This is a genomic window from Microbulbifer maximicatervae (SeqCode), from assembly GCF_052468295.1.
This window is the reverse complement of the sequence record NZ_CP174340.1, coordinates 5439099-5459108: the sequence shown is the minus strand read 5'-3', so window position 1 is coordinate 5459108 and position 20010 is coordinate 5439099. Positions and strand designations below refer to the sequence as shown.

The 20010-nt window shown below is 52.3% G+C and carries 20 protein-coding genes and 2 tRNA genes; 2 read left to right on the top strand and 20 right to left on the bottom strand.

Features of this window, described 5'->3' with window-relative positions:
• Nucleotides 1-164 precede the first annotated feature (164 nt).
• The 20 genes from ACJJIQ_RS24260 to ACJJIQ_RS24165 form a co-directional block, all read right to left on the bottom strand.
• Nucleotides 165-1721 (bottom strand): hypothetical protein, encoded by a 1557-nt coding sequence (locus ACJJIQ_RS24260; protein WP_445363249.1) that lies wholly within the window; start codon nucleotides 1719-1721, stop codon nucleotides 165-167.
• Nucleotides 1722-1881: 160 nt separating this feature from the next.
• Entirely contained in the window at nucleotides 1882-2721 is an 840-nt protein-coding gene (locus tag ACJJIQ_RS24255; protein ID WP_445363248.1) for a hypothetical protein, read from the bottom strand.
• Between the two features lie 271 nt (nucleotides 2722-2992).
• Entirely contained in the window at nucleotides 2993-4186 is a 1194-nt protein-coding gene (locus ACJJIQ_RS24250; protein ID WP_445363247.1) for a hypothetical protein, read from the bottom strand.
• A 752-nt stretch (nucleotides 4187-4938) separates the two neighbouring features.
• Nucleotides 4939-5014: transfer RNA gene (locus ACJJIQ_RS24245), tRNA-Lys, on the bottom strand.
• A 105-nt stretch (nucleotides 5015-5119) separates the two neighbouring features.
• A tRNA-Lys gene (locus tag ACJJIQ_RS24240) sits at nucleotides 5120-5195 on the bottom strand.
• 132 nt (nucleotides 5196-5327) lie between these two features.
• A complete protein-coding gene (queC, locus tag ACJJIQ_RS24235) occupies nucleotides 5328-6005 on the bottom strand; it encodes a 7-cyano-7-deazaguanine synthase QueC (protein WP_282934224.1) in 678 nt (225 codons plus the stop codon).
• A 35-nt stretch (nucleotides 6006-6040) separates the two neighbouring features.
• Nucleotides 6041-6700 carry a 7-carboxy-7-deazaguanine synthase QueE gene (queE, locus tag ACJJIQ_RS24230; protein WP_108731832.1) on the bottom strand — a complete coding sequence of 220 codons (660 nt, stop codon included), beginning with the start codon at nucleotides 6698-6700 and terminating at the stop codon, nucleotides 6041-6043.
• 106 nt (nucleotides 6701-6806) lie between these two features.
• Entirely contained in the window at nucleotides 6807-7646 is an 840-nt protein-coding gene (gene ybgF, locus ACJJIQ_RS24225) for a tol-pal system protein YbgF (protein ID WP_413664416.1), read from the bottom strand.
• A gap of 18 nt (nucleotides 7647-7664) precedes the next feature.
• Complete coding sequence (locus ACJJIQ_RS24220) at nucleotides 7665-8153, bottom strand: OmpA family protein (protein ID WP_445363246.1); 489 nt, start codon at nucleotides 8151-8153, stop codon at nucleotides 7665-7667.
• A gap of 99 nt (nucleotides 8154-8252) precedes the next feature.
• Nucleotides 8253-9548, bottom strand: a complete 1296-nt coding sequence (tolB, locus tag ACJJIQ_RS24215; protein WP_444912140.1) for a Tol-Pal system beta propeller repeat protein TolB — start codon at nucleotides 9546-9548, stop codon at nucleotides 8253-8255.
• Nucleotides 9545-10339 carry a cell envelope integrity protein TolA gene (tolA, locus tag ACJJIQ_RS24210; protein WP_445363245.1) on the bottom strand — a complete coding sequence of 265 codons (795 nt, stop codon included), beginning with the start codon at nucleotides 10337-10339 and terminating at the stop codon, nucleotides 9545-9547. Before tolA ends, tolB begins: the two co-directional genes overlap by 4 nt.
• 7 nt (nucleotides 10340-10346) lie before the next feature.
• Nucleotides 10347-10778 (bottom strand): protein TolR, encoded by a 432-nt coding sequence (gene tolR / locus ACJJIQ_RS24205; protein ID WP_444892812.1) that lies wholly within the window; start codon nucleotides 10776-10778, stop codon nucleotides 10347-10349.
• Nucleotides 10779-10798: 20 nt separating this feature from the next.
• Nucleotides 10799-11488 carry a protein TolQ gene (tolQ, locus tag ACJJIQ_RS24200; protein WP_413664412.1) on the bottom strand — a complete coding sequence of 230 codons (690 nt, stop codon included), beginning with the start codon at nucleotides 11486-11488 and terminating at the stop codon, nucleotides 10799-10801.
• 4 nt (nucleotides 11489-11492) lie between these two features.
• Nucleotides 11493-11897: a tol-pal system-associated acyl-CoA thioesterase gene (gene ybgC, locus ACJJIQ_RS24195; protein ID WP_445363244.1), complete on the bottom strand. Its 405-nt coding sequence runs from the start codon at nucleotides 11895-11897 to the stop codon at nucleotides 11493-11495.
• Nucleotides 11898-11907: 10 nt separating this feature from the next.
• Nucleotides 11908-12927 (bottom strand): Holliday junction branch migration DNA helicase RuvB, encoded by a 1020-nt coding sequence (ruvB, locus tag ACJJIQ_RS24190; protein ID WP_445363243.1) that lies wholly within the window; start codon nucleotides 12925-12927, stop codon nucleotides 11908-11910.
• Between the two features lie 23 nt (nucleotides 12928-12950).
• Nucleotides 12951-13562: a Holliday junction branch migration protein RuvA gene (gene ruvA, locus ACJJIQ_RS24185; protein WP_282934234.1), complete on the bottom strand. Its 612-nt coding sequence runs from the start codon at nucleotides 13560-13562 to the stop codon at nucleotides 12951-12953.
• A 57-nt stretch (nucleotides 13563-13619) separates the two neighbouring features.
• Nucleotides 13620-14147 carry a crossover junction endodeoxyribonuclease RuvC gene (gene ruvC, locus ACJJIQ_RS24180; protein ID WP_282934235.1) on the bottom strand — a complete coding sequence of 176 codons (528 nt, stop codon included), beginning with the start codon at nucleotides 14145-14147 and terminating at the stop codon, nucleotides 13620-13622.
• 150 nt (nucleotides 14148-14297) lie between these two features.
• Complete coding sequence (locus ACJJIQ_RS24175) at nucleotides 14298-15041, bottom strand: YebC/PmpR family DNA-binding transcriptional regulator (RefSeq protein ID WP_282934236.1); 744 nt, start codon at nucleotides 15039-15041, stop codon at nucleotides 14298-14300.
• 105 nt (nucleotides 15042-15146) lie between these two features.
• On the bottom strand, nucleotides 15147-16925 hold the full coding sequence (gene aspS, locus ACJJIQ_RS24170) for an aspartate--tRNA ligase (RefSeq protein ID WP_282934237.1): 1779 nt from the start codon (nucleotides 16923-16925) through the stop codon (nucleotides 15147-15149).
• Between the two features lie 77 nt (nucleotides 16926-17002).
• Nucleotides 17003-17275 carry an FmdB family zinc ribbon protein gene (locus ACJJIQ_RS24165; RefSeq protein ID WP_282934238.1) on the bottom strand — a complete coding sequence of 91 codons (273 nt, stop codon included), beginning with the start codon at nucleotides 17273-17275 and terminating at the stop codon, nucleotides 17003-17005.
• A gap of 287 nt (nucleotides 17276-17562) precedes the next feature.
• Here ACJJIQ_RS24165 and ACJJIQ_RS24160 point away from each other — a divergent pair, with 287 nt between their 5' ends.
• Together ACJJIQ_RS24160 and ACJJIQ_RS24155 are read left to right on the top strand one after the other, a co-directional pair.
• Nucleotides 17563-17961 carry an HU family DNA-binding protein gene (locus ACJJIQ_RS24160; RefSeq protein WP_282934239.1) on the top strand — a complete coding sequence of 133 codons (399 nt, stop codon included), beginning with the start codon at nucleotides 17563-17565 and terminating at the stop codon, nucleotides 17959-17961.
• A gap of 214 nt (nucleotides 17962-18175) precedes the next feature.
• Nucleotides 18176-19903, top strand: coding sequence for a proline--tRNA ligase (locus tag ACJJIQ_RS24155; protein WP_445363242.1), 1728 nt, complete (start codon nucleotides 18176-18178; stop codon nucleotides 19901-19903).
• Nucleotides 19904-20010: the final 107 nt, after the last annotated feature.

Here is a 20010-nt window from a genome sequence, read left to right as displayed (position 1 = left end):
TCCACTGGAAGAGAAATTCTGTTTAACTCAAACAATCACAACGAAAGCAGAAAGAATACGCTATTGAAGTGATAAAGTAGGAATAGTATTTATCCACCAATCACCTACATCAGGTTCAACATAAACCCCAGGGTATTCTTTCCCTCTAGCTTTTACGGTGCGAATTACTGAATAATCATACCCATATTTCCCGTACCCAGCTGTGTTGCCAGTGCGGTTTGGAAATCATTCACTTGAGTGGTGGTATGAGTATTTAAAGTACCTGATTGAGAGGTGGTGCTGGCGCTACTGGAAACCCCAGTTTGGCTAACATCAACCGTATTCATATTTCCATCTTGGGTAATGGTGATATTGGATGATGTGACATCCGTTTGTAACACCATCAGAAAATTTGATGTGCCAGTTTGCAAAGTAGTCACACTACTCAGATCAACCAATGTATCTTGCTCAACATCAGCGGTATTATCCGTTCCCGATTGGGTGATATCAATCACACTATTACTAATAAATTCGTCCTGTTCAGCATCCACCATATTGGTGGAACCACTCTGAAATACCGTCAATGTTGAAGAGTCTACAAAATTACTTTGACTAATATCTACTTCATTCATACTACCGTTTTGTATAACAGTCGCGGCTGTTGAGGAAACGTCTTCCTCTTGACTTACCCCGGCTTCATTGTTATCGCCAGTTTGGTTAATAGTGATAAAACTCTGGGAAACCAGGTCTTCCTGATCTACAAACATTCCATTGTCATTGCCGTTTTGGGTAACAATGATAGAGCTATTTGAAATCTCATCACCCTGATCTACGTCTGCCTGATTACTTGCACCTGATTGAAAAATGCTCGCGGTAGACGAATCAACAACTGAAGCCTGAACTATATCACCATCATTTGAAGAGCCCAGTTGTATAATAGTCGCGGTGGATGAAGTGATATTGCTAAACTGATCGACATCTAAAACATTATCATCGCCAACTTGATTAACAATAATAGTGCTAGCCGAAATTACAGTCGACTGTTGCGCATCTGCATCGTTCATATCACCATTTTGAACACCACTAATCGTGCTGGTATCAATTAAGTCTTCCTGCTCCAATTCGGTTCTGTTTGTTGAGCCCACCTGAGATGAGATTACACTACTGAAACTAACTTGGTTATCCTGCCTGGATTCAAATTCATTATCAGTTCCCGACTGGGTTGCGACCACAGAACTATTACTCACGATATCCCCTTGTGGGACCACTGCGTCGTTCATATCCCCTGTTTGAGTAATCGACACCAAGCTCTGGGTAACTCCCTCCTCCTGATCAAGGTCCGCATCGTTGGAATTGCCAAATTGGTTGACCGTTAAACTGGATGATTCAACTGTATTCTCCTGAAAGGACTCAGCCTGATTCATATCCCCCTGTTGATTAATTGTGTTATTAGCTGCATTAACATTTATATCCTGAATCGAACTTGCCTCATTGTTATCTCCAATTTGTATGTGTGTAATCACACTATTGGTTGTATTATTCACCTGTTCCGCATCAGAGACATTTCCAGTTCCATCTTGAATAACCACAATCTGATTATCTGTAACCGAAGGATCAGACTGGTCAATTGTGGCTGTATTCATAGAGCCCTGCTGGGAGACACTGCTGACATTACTGTCTGCTAAAGCCCCACAGTGAATCACGGCCAACACTGCCGCAGCCAATGGCTTCATAAACTTCATAGCAAATTCCTTTTCAAACAAATTACCGACCAAACTACTGAGCAGGGGACTTCCTCACAAGGACAACGAGGAATTCATAACTATTTAGCACTATCAATCACAATTAAAAATTATGAATTAACAATAATAAATACAGGCATAATTTTATGGCCTTGAAATTCTACTGCATAATACTTCCCGTATTACCCCCCCCCACTTGGCTAGCAATAGCCACCTGCCCATCATTTGTTTGTGTCGTGACATGAATATTGGAGGAACCTATCTGGGAGACAGTGGCCAATCCAGTACTTAGTCCCAACTGAGAGACTTCTACATAATTCATATCACCACTCTGGAAGGTGGTAATAGAGGAGAAAAGAGCAAAGCCCTGCCCTACCAATGCCTCGTTGAGAGTTCCATCTTGCTCAACACTAATAAAGCTTAATTCAGTTAAGTCTCCCTGAAATAACTCGGCACTATTTTCACTCCCAAGTTGCTTAATTAGCCCAGTGCTATTAAGCGCAAAATCCTCATGGAGCGCCAGTGCAAAGTTCATTGTCCCATTCTGAGTAACAGCGACAGTACCCTGTATTCCCCCCACATCCACCTGGGCTGCAATACCCTCATTATTTGAACCGGACTGGATAACAGTGGCGCTACCAGCTTCAACAAAATCATCCTGGACCACCCAGCCCAAATTACCATCGCCAGACTGGATAATTAGAGCCGTACTCTCTGAGACTTCTGCAATTTGCTCCAGGATTGCTTCGTTCATCAATCCTGATTGCTCAATCGTGCCGGTGTTCAAATCTGTAAGGGCACCTTGTAAAACCGATGCCTGATGGGAATCCCCTGTTTGAGTTATCGAGACGGTATTATTGGTACTGGTCGGATTAGACTGGTCCACTGTTGCCAGATGCCCAACACCATCCTGATCAATATCTGTCGTATTATTGCCGCCCATAGAATGGCCACTAAAAGTGAGCGCAGCTATTGCAGTAACTGAAGTCCAAATTTTCATTTAACTAATCCCTTGTACATAGATCTCACCCCTTCTGTTTAAACTCCAGGCGTAGCAAAACATCCCAGAAAATAATCTAAGTCAATTCAAATTAGAGTTAAAAGCCAAGCCAGACAGGAGAGAGTCAATAGGAAGAGAACATATAAATCCCTAAAAAAATCGCTCATATCTCAAACATAGGACTGAATAGAACACAAAAGAAAAACTGGGACTTTGCAGATACACGACAACTACCGGTATTCATACTAATATCGCAAAGCCCCAATTAAATCTATTGAAAAATAAATCCAATATTGGAAGTACCATTTTGCGTTGCGATTGCAGTTTGTGAATCTAGCATTTGCTCCGTTGTGTGTTGATTCAAGTCACCGATTTGAGTGGTTGTTGCCACACTGAGCATATTCCCCTGCTGGAGCACGCTCGCCATATTATCGGTACCATTTTGAAATATGGTGCCCGTAACTGAGGTAGCAGTAACTTGTACTAACATCGCATCATTCGTAGACCCTAGTTGAGTTAGCGTTGCGGAGGCAAAAGAAGTTCCCCCTGCTTGCTGGGTAACGCCCATATTACCAGTACCAGATTGGCTCACGACACCAACACTGGTGTCTATACCTGTATCCTGAACGCCGCCACCAAAGTTGCCATCCCCTACCTGAGTCACACTTACAGTACTATTGGCAACGCCATCCTGCTGCAGGGCCCCACCAAAGTTGCTGGTACCGGTTTGGGTAATTAGGACCGTACTTGAAGTAACCCCATTTTCCTGGTCTGACTCGATAGCATTCAAATCGCCTGACTGGATAGCAGTAACGGTGGAATTAAAAACCCCCATTAATTGCTCACTATCAAAGCTATTCTGGTTGCCAAACTGATCTGCTGACACCGAGCTAAATTCAACAACACTCTGCTGGGAAATCTGGGCCATATTGTCATCGCCAATTTGATTTAGGATGACATCACTTCCCAAAATATCGAAGACCTGCCCCATTATGATCGCATCATTCATATCGCCGGTTTGAGTCACCGTGATACTGGATGCTTCAGTATCAGTCTGGGTGATGGTCATAAAGTTCATTTCCCCAGCTTGATTTAGCTCCTGAGTAGAACCAAGTGACTCAAGTTGCTCCGCTGTCGTATCGTTATTATTCCCAATCTGGTTAATTTCCAACGAACTAGACTCAGTCATAAACTGCTGGAAAGACTCGGCCATATTGCCATCACCCTCTTGGTAGTGGGTCATGGTATTACTTACGGCATCGCTCGCCTGGGTCGATGACGAAGAGTTCGCATCGCCAATTTGCGTGACATCTATCAGGTTCCCTATAGCCGTAGGGTCAACCTGATTGGCATTCGCTGTATTACCCACTCCCTGCTGATCTATTAACGTCGTATTATTACTGGCCATCGCACTTCCACTCGCTGTGGTCAAAATAACTAACGCAACAGGCTTCAACTTCCTCATAATTCAATCCTTCATTAACTATTCAAGCTTTTCTTGGGACTCAAACTAGAGGGCCTCATCAACAACATCGATACCAATAGGCATGTCGGCGTAAGGCATGCGCAAAATCCAATTTAGCGCCATCCCTACTCCAAACAGCAGTATCCACCAAAGAAGTGTTAAAGCTCGCCAAACCCGAGCGCTGAGGCAATAAAATTGACACAGGCAATTATGCGAACAACAAATCCCAAGAGGAATTGACATGCACTGGCACAAGGTCACTTGCGATAATGAACGACTGAATATTTAGAAACTATTCTCAAATCGCTGATCATGGGCCGACCAACTACTGGGTAAGAGTTAACGATAAGCGGCGATACAGCTATAAGAAGGAAGTGGGGAAAAACTAGGAACAAAGTTTGGGATTAAATTTCTGTGCCACCGGTAGAGCTTTAATAACTCACTCTTAGCGGATCAAGTCATTCAACAACTAAGAAGATGACTCTCACTAGCCACTTATGTCGCTAATCTGGTGCTAGTAGTACCAGCGCTAGATGTGACATATCCCTTAGATGGATCCGGTCAAGATCTAGAAGCGCCTTAGTGATGAAATAAAATAGATCCAGTCGCACGAATAAATTACTTGCGTTGTCAGCACCTACTGAAAAGCAGCGCCAATAGTCGAGTGAAAATATTTAGCAAACAGAAATAGAAAATTAAATAGATTTTAGAGAAATCTAAGAGAAGTAATTATTACGGAAGTTGAGAAGAGATGGTGGGTCGTGCTGGATTCGAACCAGCGACCAATTGGTTAAAAGCCAACTGCTCTACCAACTGAGCTAACGACCCCCAGGATGGTTGGACTAACTTGGTAATGGTCCAACTTGGGTTGTTTTTACCTTCGCGCAGAAGTATAAAAACTGGATGGGTTGCCTTGGGCATCCCTGTCGAAAATGGTGGGTCGTGCTGGATTCGAACCAGCGACCAATTGGTTAAAAGCCAACTGCTCTACCGACTGAGCTAACGACCCTTTTCGATGCCTCGTTGTGAGGAGCTGCGTATCTTACGGATCTATTTCGAAAAGACAATACCTAACTCGAAAAAAAATCTAACAAATTTAAGGAGTTAGGTATTTGTTCAAAAAATTGGCGCCAACGGCCAATTAAGGTGCGTAGACCGTGGGGTCCTCCAGGCCGGCCTCTGTGAAGCCGGCAGCCCTCAGGCGGCAACTGTCGCAGCGACGGCAGGCAGCGCCATCTGGCAAGGCTTGGTAGCAGGACACAGTTAAACTGTAGTCCACCCCTAAGCGGGTCCCTTCAGTAACAATATCCGCCTTGCTCATATCCATCAGCGGCGCTCGTATAGACAGCTTGTTGCCCTCGACACCGGCCCTGGTAGCCAGGTTGGCCATCTTCTCGTAGGCCTCAATATATTCTGGGCGGCAATCCGGATAGCCGGAATAGTCCACGGCGTTCACACCCACGAAAATATCCTGGGCACCCAGCACCTCAGCCCAACCCAGGGCAATAGACAGGAATACCGTGTTTCGCGCCGGCACATAGGTCACCGGAATACCGGAGGTTTCCTCTTCGGGTACTTCGATAGAGTCATCGGTCAACGCCGATCCGCCGATTGAGCGCAGGTCGAGCTTAACCACCTTGTGCTCAACGGCCCCCAAGTCCTTCGCCACCTTCTGCGCAGCCAATAGTTCTGCCTCGTGACGCTGGCCATAATCAAAGCCCAGGGCGTAGCACTCGTAGCCCTCAGCCCGAGCCATGGCCAGTACGGTAGCTGAGTCCAGGCCACCGGATAGCAAGATTACTGCTTTCTTTGCTGTCATTTTTTCCTCTTTTCTTGATGTGGCGCTGCGGCGCTTTATACGCCTGGGATGTCGCCCCACAACAGCTTGTGCATTTGCATCTGCATACGCACCGGTAACCCATCCTCCAGTATCCATTCAGCTAGCTGGCGTGGCTGCAGCTGCTCGTAGCTGGGGGAGAAAAGCACCTCTCCAACCCGCTCAGGTATGCGGTACTGATCCAGGGTGAATCGAGCCCAGTCGTAATCCCCGCGATCACAGATCACAAACTTGATCTGGTCCTGGCGAGTGAGCACTTGCATATTCTCCATTCGGTTGCGGTGCTGCTCTCCGGAGGCCGGCGTTTTCAGGTCGACCACTCTCGATACCCGCTCATCCACTTTATCCACAGGCATTGCGCCACTGGTCTCAAGGGACACCGCATAGCCCGCATCGCAAAGCGCCTTCATCAGGGGGAAACAATTGGGCTGAGCCAGGGGCTCACCACCGGTAACGCACACATGGCGAGCGGGATGGCTTTGCACCTGCTGCAAAATCTGCTCCAGCGTCATGCGCTCGCCGCCGTAAAAGGCGTACTCGGAGTCGCAATAGGTACAGCGTAACGGGCAGCCCGTCAGGCGTACAAACACCGTAGGAAGGCCACTTTCTCGTGCTTCTCCCTGGAGGGAGTAGAAAATTTCACTGATTCTGAGTGATTCTTTGGAAAGATCGGTCATACACACCCAACACAAAAACGCCCGAGTGGCACATGCCACCCGGGCGCGGGATCATAGGCTTTTTCTGCTCAAAAAACCAGCGATGGCAGTCAGTAGCGGCTGAAGGCTACTGGAAGTTCTCCTGCAGATACTTCTTCGCCAAGTTCGATGCTCTGGCGTCACTGGCTGCCACCTGCTCCAGCAGGTTGCGGGCTTTTTGCTGGTCACCCAGCTGGTGATAAACAGTACCCAGCTTGTAGCGGCCATCCCAGACTTTACTGGAATTCGGGTAACCGTCGAGGAGGGCTACGAACCACTCCCGAGCCTCTTCCAGGTTGCCTTGAACCAGTGCAATCTCACCCAGCCAGTAATTCGCATTCGGGGCGTACTGACCATTGGGGAAGTCCTGCAACAGGCTTTTGAACTCTTCACTGGCGCCGCCGTAATCGCCATTGCGGGCCAAGCCAAAGCTGGCCTGGTAGCGGTCGCGCTCGCTCTTGCCGTCTTTCGGGCCCTGGGGTTTAGGCGGCATTGCTGAGCCCCCCTGCCCTTGCATGGACGAAGCACCGCCTTCAGCGGTAGACGGCGGCTGAGCCGCTGGCTCTGTACCACTCAGGCGCGCAATACGCCGGTCCAGATCCATATAATCTTCGGTGCGCTGCTGTTTGAGACGCTTGATCTCATGGCGCAACTCTTCAACTGTGCCACGCAACTCCCGCACTTCCTGCTGCAAAACCTGCATCTGATAGTAGGCTTCGGCCTGGGGGTTGCCCTGGGCTCGGGGTGGTGACATACCGGCGCGGGCGAGCTGTGTCGGAGCACTGCTTTCCACTTCATCGGTATAAGTAATGGTCGACTGGTCCTGGCTTTTAGAAGACAGGTCTACAATCGGGGCCTGGGAAAATACTGGCGATGCCGCAGTCATTACTGCTGCGGCGATCGCTAGTTTTCTAATCGTTAAAGCCATTGGCATCCATTTTTACGATTAGTTAATAACAACGCGACGGTTCATCGCACGGGCAGATTCGTTAGAACCCATTTGAGCTGGACGCTCTTCACCGTAGCTGATTACTTCCAGGTTAGCTGCGTCTACGCCTTGCAGTACCAAAAAGTCGCGAACGGCATTGGCACGACGCTCACCCAGAGCCAGGTTGTACTCGCGAGTACCCAGTTCGTCAGCGTGGCCTTCCAAACGAACAGAACCGGCGGCAGCGCGCATACGGTCAGCGTGACGGATCAGCAATTCACGGGTTTCGGGCTTCAGCAGAGACTGGTCGAAATCGAAGTAAACTACGTTTTCCAGAGGTGCTACAGGCTCTTTCGGGGTATCAAATTCGGTGGTTTCAACCGCTGTATTATTTGCGGTTTCATCAACAATGGTCTCCCCGCCAGTCTTGGTGTCATTGCTACTACAACCAGCCATTACTGCCAATACACAGGCTAACCCGAGGCCTGTTTTTACTGATTTCAACATAAGCTACTCCGCTTTATATATAGTGTTATCGAAAATCCTGAAAGATTTCTAATTGCTCTAATTCACACCCTTCGCTTAAGCGCGTCGGGCATCCCCGCCTTATTCAAAGTACGGCGACCAGGCCGGTTCACGGACATCACCCCTCTGAGAGGGCAGGTTGTACTTCACCCCAGCATCCAGCGACACCGCTGCCAGAATACCTTTATCCCCACGTTTGGTAGCGTACATCAACATGGCCCCATTCGGCGCGATACTAGGGGATTCGTCCAGCGTAGTCTCCGTAAGGACACGCACTCTGCCCGAGTTGATATCCATCGTAGCGATGGTAAATACGCCCCTATTACGATGCACCATTACCAGTGTCTTTCCATCGGGAGAAACACGGGGCCGCGCATTGTAATCGCCATCGAAGGTTAAGCGGTCGACTTGACCAGTGGCAAGAGTCAATTGGTAAATTTGTGGCTTCCCTCCCCTATCGGAGGTGAAAACCAGTGATTTACCATCTGGCATCCAGTTCGGCTCGGTATCAATGGAGAAGTGCCTTGTCATTCTTGTCAGCTTATTACTGACCAGATCCAGCACGTAGATCTCCGGGTTGCCGTCCTTGGAGAGCACCATCGCCAGTTTGGTTCCATCCGGGGACCAGGTCGGCGAACTGTTGATGCCCTTGAAGTTAGTTAATTGCTTGCGCGCACCCGTGCGCAGGTTCTCGCGGAAAATTGCCGGGCGCCCGGTTTCAAAGGAGACGTAGGCGAGCTCCTGGCCATTGGGGGACCACATGGGAGACATCACCGGCGCGCTGAAACGGCGGATCTGCTTGGCGCGAGCACCATCGATATCCGCACGCATCAGCAGATAGCTGGGCTTGCCCCCACGGGTCTCTTCCTGCACGTACACCATTTCCGTGGAGAAGGCACCGCGAATACCGGTGATAGCTTCAAAGATCTCATCGGCGGCGCGGTGGGCGATATCCCGCAGCTGGGTCTGGCCGCCGCGCACTTGCTTGGTAAACATCTTGTGCTGGCCGAAAACATTGACCAGATCAAAAGTGAGCAGGTAACCGGTGGCCTGCGGCTCAATGCGGCCGGTCACTATGTACTCGGTGCCTAGAATACGCCAGTCGCGGAATACCACGTCTTCCGGAGCCTTGGGGAAAGACAGCATGTCTTCCTTGGGCACAGGGGAGAAAAGGCCACTGCGGCGAAGGTCTGAGGAAATAATCCCGGAAACATCTTCCGCCAGTACCCCGCCACCAGACCAGCTGAATGGGGACACAGCGATCGGTGTGGGGTCATCGATACCGCTGGTGATATCCACCACCAGCTGGGCTCGGGCCCCCAGGCTCACCGAGGCGATTGCAATAATGACGACTGTCTTCAGTAAACTCTTGATCATTGGCGCAGATCTTCGACTTTAAAGTTCAAAATAGTTGTGCGGACTTCCCGCTCAAATACTACTGGTTCCTCCCGGGCCAGGTCGGCCACTTCGGGAAATACCTCCACTTTTTTGATAGCGGTCAGTACCGAGCGATCCAGGGCGGCATTACCACTGCCCTCGACGATATTAGCTGCCACCACCCGGCCGGTGGGGACAAAGTTTATTCTCACCTTGGTAAGCATACCGTTTCGGGCACTGGGCGGGCGACTCCATACCGCCTCAATTTGTTGCTGGATCGCCTGGCCAACGGACATCACCGCTTGCTCGGCCTCATTCGCATCCAGCAGTTCCTCTTCATCCTGGAGGGCCTCGTCAAAAGAACTCTGGCGCTCTTGGGCCAGCTTCTCCTTCAGCTCTTTTTCTTTGCGCGCCTTCTCTTGCTGCTCTTTCTCGCGACGGGCCTTCTCTGCCTGTGCCTTGCGATCAGCTTCGAGTTTCGCTTTGCGTTTCTTTTCCGCCTCGAGCTTTTTCTTCTGCTCCAGGGCTGCGCGGCGCTTACGTTCGACCTCAGCCTTGCGTTTTTGCTCCGCAGCGCGATCGGCACGCTGTTTTATTTTATCGACCTTTTTCGGCAGTTTCTTCTTCGGTGTTGCCGCTTCAATCGTCACCAGCTTGGCCTGCACAAACTTTGGCATCGGTTTGCGCTCAGGCATACTGCTGGCTTCCCAGCCGTAGGTCATGGCAGCTATCAACGCCCCGTGCAACACGAGGCTGATGATAATCGCCAATGCATAAAAGCCTTTATTCACCGGCACCCTACCCCTGAGGTGGCTCTGTCACCAGGCCGACGCTGGGCGCTCCCGCCTGCTGCAGTTCGGTCATGGCATTGACGATCAGGCCATAGCGGGCCTCGGTGTCACCCCACACCAAAACCGGAGTTCCTGGCTTTTGACGCAACACCTTAGCGACCGTTTGTTTAATTTCTTCGAGCGGCTTGGCACTCTTCTCGTCAGTCCCCAAATTTAGGTAATAGGTGCCATCGGAGCGCACAGAAATAATCAGCGGCTCTTCATCGGTTTCCTCCATCGGCGCCGAGGGCGCGTTTGGAAGGTCGACTTTGACCCCCTGCATCAACAATGGTGCCGTGACCATAAAGACAATTAGCAGCACCAGCATTACGTCAATGTAGGGCACCACATTGATCTCGGAGACCAGCTTCTTTTTGGTTCCCTTGCGAAACACACTCATAGGGTTCGCCTATTCACTACTCAGCCGGAATGCACTTTGCGGTGCAGGATAGAGGAAAACTCCTCGGCGAAAGTTTCGTAGCTGGACAACAGCGACTCCGCCTTGGCGGAATAGCGGTTAAAAGCCATCACCGCAGGAATTGCTGCAAACAGGCCCATAGCCGTAGCCACCAACGCTTCACTGATACCAGGTGCGACCGTAGCAATAGTGGCCTGATGCATAGTGGCGAGACCACGGAAGGAATTCATAATCCCCCACACGGTGCCAAACAGACCGATATAGGGACTGACAGAGCCTACGGTTGCCAGGAACGGTAGGTTCATTTCCACCTTTTCCTGCTCCCGGGACATAGCCACACGCATGGCCCGCTCAGTGCCTTCCATCACCGCTTCAGGGCCGCTGCTGCCCTGTTGGCGCAGACGGGTAAACTCGGTAAAACCGGCGCGGAAAAGGGACTCAACACCATCCGTCTTGCCTTTTTCCGCTCGTTCGTTACCTTCGCGGAAGAGTTTGTTCAGGTCGGCACCGGACCAAAAGCGGCGCTCGAAATTGTTCAGGGAGCGCTTGGCCTGGGACAGGTAGAGCCCGCGCTGGATAATCATCACCCAGGACACCACAGAGGCCAGTAACAGCAGCAGCATTACTAACTGTACCAACAGGCTGGCGTTCTGGATTAGCCCCCAAAGAGAAAGTTGTTCACCGGCGTTCATCTTCTTAAATAACTGCCTTTAATGCTGAATAAATAGGTTCCGGCAGGGCACAGGGCCTGCGGCTGTCGTCAGCGACACAAGCAACTTTGACCACACCTTCGCAAATTAGCTCATCGCCGCGCCAGATTTTTTGCTCAAAAGTCACTGCGGCCCGCCCCAGTTTGCCAATCGAGGCCGTAGCGCGCAATGCATCATCAAGAAGTGCGGACTTTCGATACTGGATCTCGGCGGAGTGCACCACCAGTAACAGACCCTGTTCTGGCATCGCCGGCTTATCATACCCGAGGGAGCGCAGCAGTTCTGTGCGCGCGCGCTCCATATACTTCAAATAATTGACGTAATAAACGATACCACCTGCGTCGGTATCCTCGATATAAACCCGCAGCGGAACACTGAAAACTTCCTTCACCCCATCCTCTCTACTTATTATCTGGCTTCGGCAAGCCGAAGTGCTCGTAGGCCAGGCCGGTTGCCACTCGCCCTCGCGGTGTGCGGGCGATATAACCCTGCTGAATCAGGTAGGGCTCTAACACATCTTCCAGGGTATCCCGCTCTTCACTGACTGCTGCAGCGAGACTGTCCACCCCCACCGGCCCACCATCGAACTTCTCAATCATGGCCAGTAGCATACGGCGATCCAGCTGGTCGAAACCACGGGAATCCACATTGAGCATATTGAGGGCGGCATCGGCAATACCGGAATCCACGGCACCATCACCTTTAACTTCGGCGTAATCACGCACGCGGCGCAGCAGGCGGTTGGCTATTCGGGGGGTACCCCGAGCTCGACGGGCAACTTCGAGAGCACCACCTTCATCCATCTCCACTCCCATCAGGCCAGCGGAGCGACGGACAATACTGGTGAGATCCTCAACGTTATAGAACTCAAGCCGCTGGACGATGCCGAAGCGATCCCGCAGTGGCGAGGTAAGCAGGCCCGCCCTTGTGGTGGCGCCCACCAATGTGAAGGGTGGCAGGTCCAGCTTAATCGAACGCGCCGCAGGTCCTTCGCCGATCATAATATCCAGCTGGTAGTCTTCCATCGCCGGATACAGTACCTCTTCCACATGGGGGCTGAGGCGGTGGATCTCATCGATAAAAAGCACATCCCCCGGCTCCAGGTTGGTCATCAACGCAGCCAGATCGCCAGCCTTCTCCAGTACCGGGCCCGAGGTGGTCTTAATGGCCACCCCCATTTCGGCGGCGATGATATTTGCCAGGGTAGTTTTACCCAGCCCCGGTGGGCCGAATACCAGGGTGTGATCCAGGGCCTCTTTTCGCAGCTTGGCAGCCTGAATAAAGATCTCCATTTGCTCCCGCACCACTGGCTGACCCACATAATCACCCAGGGTTTTGGGGCGCACGGCGCGGTCGTACTGCTCTTCCTGGCCCGAGGGGCCCACGGGCTCCGGTGCCACCAAACGGTCGGCTTCGATCATTGCAACAACTCCAGGGCCTCAGATTAAGCGGGGGCCATTCCCTTAAGGGCCAGGCGAATCAAAGTCGCACTATCGGCATCCGGCTGCTCCTTGCTGGCGCGGGCCACCATTTTGCTGGCTTCAGTGGGCTTGTAACCCAGAGCCGCCAGGGCGCTCTCCGCTTCACCGGTGTGATCCACCTTGGGCTCGGCAGCAGCGGCCATCAGGGGGATATCGTTGGCGTCGCCAAAATCCGGGGTCAATTTATCCCGCAGCTCCACAATCAGGCGCTCGGCAGTCTTTTTACCGACGCCGGGGACTTTGACCAGCGCCGCTACATTATCCTCCGACACACAGCGGGCCAGGGCAGCGCCGTCCAGCCCGGATAAAATAGCCAGGGCCATCTTGGGACCCACTCCACTCACCTTGATCAGGGTGCGAAACAATTTGCGATCCCCATCGCGAATAAAACCATATAACTGCTGGGCAGTTTCGGATACCGCTAAATGAGTGTGCAGCTGTACCGGCTGCCCCAGTGCGGGCAGTTCAAAAATCGTGGTCATGGGTGCGAGCACTTCATAGCCCACCCCCTGTACATCCACCAACAGCAGAGGTGGCTGCACTGCGGCCAGGGTACCGCTCAATCGTCCAATCATGTGTTATTCCAGGTTTATATTGTCTGCGCCCTTTACGGGGCCAATTCTACCAGCCGATCACACGCTCAGGCGGCCGCGACGAAAACGACTGCGCGCACCGCCAGCGGTAAATACCAGGGTTTGCTCGGTATGCATATGACACAGAGCCACGGCCAGCGCATCGGCGGCATCCTCCTGGGGCGACGCAGGTAGGGACAGCAGGGTTTTCACCATGTGCTGGACCTGCAATTTATCCGCTCCACCGTTGCCGACCACTGCCTGCTTCACTTTGCGAGCTTCATATTCGGCTACTGCCAGACCACTATTTGCCCCTGCCACAATAGCTGCCCCCCGGGCCTGTCCCAATTTCAGGGCGGAGCCGGCGCTCTTGGACATAAAAACATTTTCAATTGCCATCTGAGCAGGCTGGTATTGCTGGGCGATCTGGCTCACTGCATCAAAAATCAGTTTGAGGCGCTCAGGCAGGGCACCTTCGGGAATACGAATCACCCCGCTGGCCACATAGCGAGCCTTGCCCCGCTCCACATCGATAATTCCATAGCCCGTTTTTCGCGAGCCGGGGTCAATACCCAGGATTCGGGTCAAAAGGCAGCTCCCCAAATATCTGTATGTTTATATAGTGGTGGGAGTGTCCCAAGGTGAACAGGAAGCGTCAAGGGAGGGGGAGTAAGAAGGGCTTGAAAAGATAAAAAACCAGAGGCGGGACAGTAGCCGCCTCCAGTTACGGAACCGGCTTTAGCCCAGCTCCTCCATCACCTCTGCCGGAATATCCGCATTGGTGTAAACGTTTTGCACATCATCCAAGTCTTCCAGCATCTCGATCAGAGCGAGTACTTTTTCAGCACCGTCTTTATCCAGTGGAATCGTGGTGGAAGGAATCATGGCAATTTCGGCACTGTCCGGGGTAAAACCAGCTGCAACCAGGGCGTCCTTAACCGTCAGGTAGTCCTGGAATTCAGTGGTAACTTCAACACTTCCGTCATCGTTGGATTCGATATCCTCAGCCCCGGCTTCGAGAGCTGCGTCCATCAACGCATCTTCATCCACTCCGGTCTCGTAGAACATCTGACCTTTGCGGGTAAACAGATAGCTAACGGAACCGTCGGTACCCAGGTTGCCACCGCGCTTGGTGAAGGCGTGGCGCACTTCAGCCACAGTGCGGTTGCGGTTGTCAGTCAGGCACTCCACCAGGACCGCTACACCACCAACGCCGTAGCCCTCGTAAACTACGGCTTCGTAGTTTTCACCATCCGCATTGCCGGCGCCACGGGCGATAGCTTTGTCGATGGTGTCGCGCTTCATATTGGCGCCCAAAGCCTTATCGATAGTGGCGCGCAGCGCCGGGTTATCGTCCGGGTTTGGCCCCGATTTGGCGGCTACCGTCAACTCGCGAATGATCTTGGTAAAGACCTTGCCCCGCTTGGCATCCTGAGCTGCTTTGCGGTGCTTAATATTGGCCCATTTACTATGTCCGGCCATTTTCCGTCTCTCTTCAGTCAGTGCGTAGGATGGGCCAAAGAGCGAAGCGAATCGCCCATCACTACGATTGGATAGGCCCGCTTCGCTCGGCCCATCGGGGAAAAATCAGCTGATTTTCTCTTCTTTTTGTCGCAAGCGAATACTCAGCTCACGCAGTTGTTTCGCATCTACAGCACCCGGGGCATCTGTCATCACACAGGCGGCGCTCTGGGTTTTCGGGAAAGCGATAACATCGCGAATTGAGTCACTGCCGGTCATCAACATCACCAGACGATCCAGGCCAAAGGCCAGGCCACCGTGGGGCGGCGCACCGTATTTGAGTGCATCCAGCAGGAAGCCGAACTTCTCGCGCTGCTCTTCAGCATCGATACCCAGGATGCGGAATACCGCTTCCTGCATCAATTGGTCGTGGATACGAACAGAACCACCGCCCAGCTCGGTGCCATTGAGCACCATATCGTAAGCGCGGGAAAGTGCTTCGAGCGGATTCTTTTCCAGCTCTTCCGGGGTACAGGAGGGCGCAGTGAAGGGGTGGTGCAACGCAGTCAGGCTGCCATCGTCATTTTCTTCAAACATTGGGAAGGCGACAACCCACAAAGGCGCCCACTCGCTGGTGTACAAATCCAGGTCTTCACCCAGCTTGCAGCGCAATGCACCCAGAGCTTCGGAAACAATCTTGGCCTTGTCCGAGCCGAAGAAAAGAACGTCACCGTCTTCCGCTTGCAGGCGATCGAGGATAGCTGCACGGGTTTCAAGCGGCAGGAATTTAACGATTGGCGACTGCAGACCATTTTCCAGGTCAGAGCGATCGTTAACCTTGATATACGCCAGGCCCTTGGCGCCATAAATACCGACAAACTTGCCGTAATCGTCCAGCTGCTTGCGGGTCAGTTTCTTACAACCGCCGGGCACCTTGATCGCGGCAACACGCCCTTTCGGATCATTGGCCGGCCCGGAGAACACTTTGAAGTCCACCTCGGTCATCAGGTCCTTGATCTCCACCATCTCCAGCGGAATACGCAGGTCCGGCTTGTCGGAACCGTAGCGCAGCATCGCCTGGTAGTGGGTCATGCGCGGGAATTCACCCAGATCAACACCCTTAAGCTCTTTAAACAGCTTGCGAACCATGTTCTCGGTGATCGACATGATTTCCTCTTCGTCGAGGAAGGAGGTCTCAATATCGATCTGGGTAAATTCAGGCTGGCGATCAGCACGCAAATCCTCATCGCGGAAACACTTGGCGATTTGGTAGTAGCGATCGAAACCGGAAACCATCAGCAACTGCTTAAACAGCTGTGGTGATTGTGGCAGGGCGAAGAACTTGCCCTCGTGAGTGCGGCTCGGCACCAGGTAATCCCGGGCACCTTCTGGGGTGGCGCGGGTCAGGATTGGGGTCTCGATATCGAGGAAGCCGTGCTCATCCAGGTAATTGCGGATTGCGGTAGTCAGCTTGGATCGGAAATACAGGTTGTTCTGCATTTCGTTGCGGCGCAGATCCAGATAGCGGTATTTCAAGCGGATATCTTCACCCACCTCGGTGTGCTCATCCAGCTGGAAAGGCACTGTCTCAGCAGTATTGAGGATCTCCAGCTCTGTGCCGTAAACCTCAACTTCACCGGTCACCATATTGGGATTCACGGCCTCTGGGGCACGGGCGCGCACACGACCTGTCACTTTAAGCACATATTCGCTGCGCACGCGATCGGCCATCTCGAAGTGTTCGGCCGCATCGGGGTCGAACACCACCTGTACAATTCCCTCGCGGTCGCGCAGGTCGATAAAAATCACTCCGCCGTGATCGCGGCGGCGGTCGACCCAGCCACAGAGGGTTACTACGCGGTCAATGTCCGCAGAACGAAGGACGCCACAGTAATCGCTGCGCATGGATGAAAATTCCCGTTATCGATAGGTGAAAAGATTAGTTAGAGGTTACACCGCACGGACAGCCCCGCACAGCTCGCCTAGGCCGTCTTTGCCGCCGCTGTGCCAGACTTGTCGCTTTTGGCCTTACCACTGTTGGCAGAGTCACCGCCAGCGAGGTTTTTCTTGCTACCAGTTTTAAAATCAGTCTCATACCAACCGGCGCCCTTCAGGCGAAATCCAGCCGCTGAGATTTTCTTGCGCAGCTCGGCCTTCTCGCAAGCTGGGCAGTCTTTGAGCGGGTCATCGCTCATCCGCTGCAAAGCTTCCATTTCATGGCCGCAGGCATTGCACTGGTATTCATATATCGGCATTACACAGTACCTGGTGCTTAAAAAAAGGGGGAGAGAGTATACATGAGGCCTACAGAGGTAAGAAGCTGCATGGGTCTTTTCCCTGGGTAAAGCGTCCCATAAAGGCGACGTGAGGCTAAAAAATGTAAAAAAAGCACTATTTTTCTAGTATTTCTTCGTGCGGCCGAACAAAAACTATATATACTTCCCCCATCACCCGCTGAGACACCCGTAACGGATGCAGCGCAGCGGGAGAAAAAACACACTTTTACCGGATATATACCGAACAACAAAGAAGGAAGTAAGCCATGGCTGTCTCCAAGAAAGCTGCTACTAAAAAGGCCCCGGCAAAGAAAGCTGCGGCCAAAGCTGCACCGGCCAAGAAAGTAAAAGCAATCAAGGAAAAGTACACTAAGACTCAAGTACTTAATCAGATTGCAGAAAGCACTGAGCTGTCCCGCAAGCAGGTTCAATCTGTTCTGGACGAGCTGAACGATATCATCGAAGGCCACATCAAGAAGCGCGCAGTTGGCGAATTCACCCTGCCGGGCCTGATGAAAATCACCACCGTGAAAAAGCCGGCTAAGAAAGCTCGCAAGGGTATCAACCCGTTCACCGGTGAAGAGACTACCTTCAAGGCGAAGCCTGCCAGCATCCAGGTTAAAGTTCGCCCACTGAAGAAGCTGAAGGAAATGGCAGAGAACTAATACACTCTGTAAAGCCTCAGCTTAAAAACCCCGCTTATGCGGGGTTTTTTATTCACTCCCATTCCAAGCCAGTGCCCAGGCACCTGCTAAATAGATACCCCGGTATAGCAAAAGGCAATCCGCATTGAGGCAATACTGCCCCCAGGCAATATTTATTGCCCAGCGAATAGCGTAAAATAGCCAGCTTACCCGTAATAGAATCCATATAATTCCTATGCGCGCATCTCGTTATCTCATCGCAACCCAAAAAGAAACTCCCAACGACGCAGTGGTGATCAGCCATCAGCTGATGCTGCGTGCCGGCATGATCCGCCGTCTGTCTTCAGGTCTCTACACCTGGCTGCCCACCGGGTTGCGGGTGTTACGCAAAGTCGAGCGCATTGTTCGCGAAGAGATGGACCGCGCTGGCTCCCTGGAAGTACTGATGCCGGTCGTACAGCCGGCAGAGCTTTGGGAAGAATCCGGCCGCTGGCAGCAGTACGGCCCCGAACTCCTGCGTATCAAGGATCGCCACAACAATGACTTCTGCCTGGGCCCGACCCACGAGGAAGTCATCACCGACCTGATCCGCGGCGAAATCAATAGCTATAAGCAGTTGCCCGCCAATTTCTACCAGGTGCAGACTAAATTCCGCGATGAAATCCGTCCGCGCTTTGGCGTAATGCGCGCGCGCGAATTCACCATGAAGGATGCTTACTCCTTCCACGTGAACGAGGATTCCCTGCAGGAAACCTACGATATTATGCACGGCGCCTACTGCCAGATTTTTGAGCGCATTGGCCTGGACTACCGTCCGGTACTGGCAGACACCGGTTCAATCGGCGGCTCCAGCTCTCACGAATTCCATGTGCTGGCGCAGAGCGGCGAAGACGATATCGCCTTCTCCACAGAATCCCGCTACGCCGCCAACGTCGAATTGGCAGAAGCGGTTGCCCCAGCTGGCGAGCGCCCTGCTCCGTCGCAGGAAATGCAGGAAGTTCATACGCCGAACCAAAAAACCATCGCCGATGTCAGCGAGTTTTTGAAAAGTGATCCCGCCCACTCAGTAAAAACCCTGATTGTTCTGGGCGAGTGCGAAGAGGGTGAAACCGCTCCATTAATTGCCCTGGTACTGCGTGGCGATCACGAGCTGAACGAATTAAAAGCAGAGAAGCTAGCTGGAATCGCCAGCCCTATTCAGTTCGCCTCGGAAGAGCGCATCGCCGAAGAACTCAGTTGCAACATTGGCTCCCTGGGCCCGGTGGGCATAAAGATCGAGACTGTTGTGGATCGCTCTGCAGCGCACCTGGCAGACTTTATCTGCGGCGCCAATCGCGATGACTACCACTTAACCGGTGTGAACTGGGGTCGCGATGTTGAGTTGGGCCGCATCGAAGACCTACGCAATGTAGTGGCAGGCGACGCCAGCCCCGATGGCCAGGGCACCTTGGAAATCAAACGGGGGATCGAGGTCGGCCACATTTTCCAGTTAGGCGACAAGTACAGCCGCGCTATGAATGCCACAGTACTGGATGAAAACGGTAAAGAGCAGGTTATGTCCATGGGCTGCTATGGCATCGGCGTTTCCCGAATCGTCGCTGCGGCGATCGAGCAGAACCATGACGACTCAGGGATTATCTGGCCCACTGCGATTGCACCTTTCCAGCTGGCGATTGTGCCAATCAATATGCACAAGAGCGATGTGGTAAGGGAGAAGTGCGAGCACCTGTATGAGTCCCTGCGCAGCAAGGGTATTGATGTATTGCTGATGGACGAAGCCAAAGCGCGACTGGGCGCTATGCTCGCCGATGTGGAGCTGATCGGTATTCCCCACCGCATTGTTATCGGCGATCGCGGCCTGGAAAAAGGTGTGGTGGAATATAAAGGTCGTGGAGACGCAGAAAGCCAGGAGTTTGCCGTATCCCAGCTCGAAGAAGTGTTATTGGAAAAATTTAATCAATAATTGTCGAGCCGCCCGGTCTGCCCCCAAGCAGGCCGGGACCTCTTACGGCAAAAATGCTTTTTATCGGCGGCGTCACAAAATCACGCTGCCCATTTTGCCGGGCTTTT

What these genes read in the sequence shown, in the direction of transcription:
- ACJJIQ_RS24165 (WP_282934238.1), bottom strand. Translation starts at nt 17,275, where the DNA reads ATGCCGATATATGAATACCAGTGCAATGCCTGCGGCCATGAAATGGAA.
- ACJJIQ_RS24260 (WP_445363249.1), bottom strand. Translation starts at nt 1,721, where the DNA reads ATGAAGTTTATGAAGCCATTGGCTGCGGCAGTGTTGGCCGTGATTCAC.
- ACJJIQ_RS24155 (WP_445363242.1), top strand. Translation starts at nt 18,176, where the DNA reads ATGCGCGCATCTCGTTATCTCATCGCAACCCAAAAAGAAACTCCCAAC.
- aspS (WP_282934237.1), bottom strand. Translation starts at nt 16,925, where the DNA reads ATGCGCAGCGATTACTGTGGCGTCCTTCGTTCTGCGGACATTGACCGC.
- ACJJIQ_RS24160 (WP_282934239.1), top strand. Translation starts at nt 17,563, where the DNA reads ATGGCTGTCTCCAAGAAAGCTGCTACTAAAAAGGCCCCGGCAAAGAAA.
- ruvB (WP_445363243.1), bottom strand. Translation starts at nt 12,927, where the DNA reads ATGATCGAAGCCGACCGTTTGGTGGCACCGGAGCCCGTGGGCCCCTCG.
- queC (WP_282934224.1), bottom strand. Translation starts at nt 6,005, where the DNA reads ATGACAGCAAAGAAAGCAGTAATCTTGCTATCCGGTGGCCTGGACTCA.
- ruvA (WP_282934234.1), bottom strand. Translation starts at nt 13,562, where the DNA reads ATGATTGGACGATTGAGCGGTACCCTGGCCGCAGTGCAGCCACCTCTG.
- ybgF (WP_413664416.1), bottom strand. Translation starts at nt 7,646, where the DNA reads ATGGCTTTAACGATTAGAAAACTAGCGATCGCCGCAGCAGTAATGACT.
- ACJJIQ_RS24250 (WP_445363247.1), bottom strand. Translation starts at nt 4,186, where the DNA reads ATGAGGAAGTTGAAGCCTGTTGCGTTAGTTATTTTGACCACAGCGAGT.
- ACJJIQ_RS24220 (WP_445363246.1), bottom strand. Translation starts at nt 8,153, where the DNA reads ATGTTGAAATCAGTAAAAACAGGCCTCGGGTTAGCCTGTGTATTGGCA.
- ACJJIQ_RS24175 (WP_282934236.1), bottom strand. Translation starts at nt 15,041, where the DNA reads ATGGCCGGACATAGTAAATGGGCCAATATTAAGCACCGCAAAGCAGCT.
- ACJJIQ_RS24255 (WP_445363248.1), bottom strand. Translation starts at nt 2,721, where the DNA reads ATGAAAATTTGGACTTCAGTTACTGCAATAGCTGCGCTCACTTTTAGT.
- queE (WP_108731832.1), bottom strand. Translation starts at nt 6,700, where the DNA reads ATGACCGATCTTTCCAAAGAATCACTCAGAATCAGTGAAATTTTCTAC.
- tolQ (WP_413664412.1), bottom strand. Translation starts at nt 11,488, where the DNA reads ATGAACGCCGGTGAACAACTTTCTCTTTGGGGGCTAATCCAGAACGCC.
- tolB (WP_444912140.1), bottom strand. Translation starts at nt 9,548, where the DNA reads ATGATCAAGAGTTTACTGAAGACAGTCGTCATTATTGCAATCGCCTCG.
- tolR (WP_444892812.1), bottom strand. Translation starts at nt 10,778, where the DNA reads ATGAGTGTGTTTCGCAAGGGAACCAAAAAGAAGCTGGTCTCCGAGATC.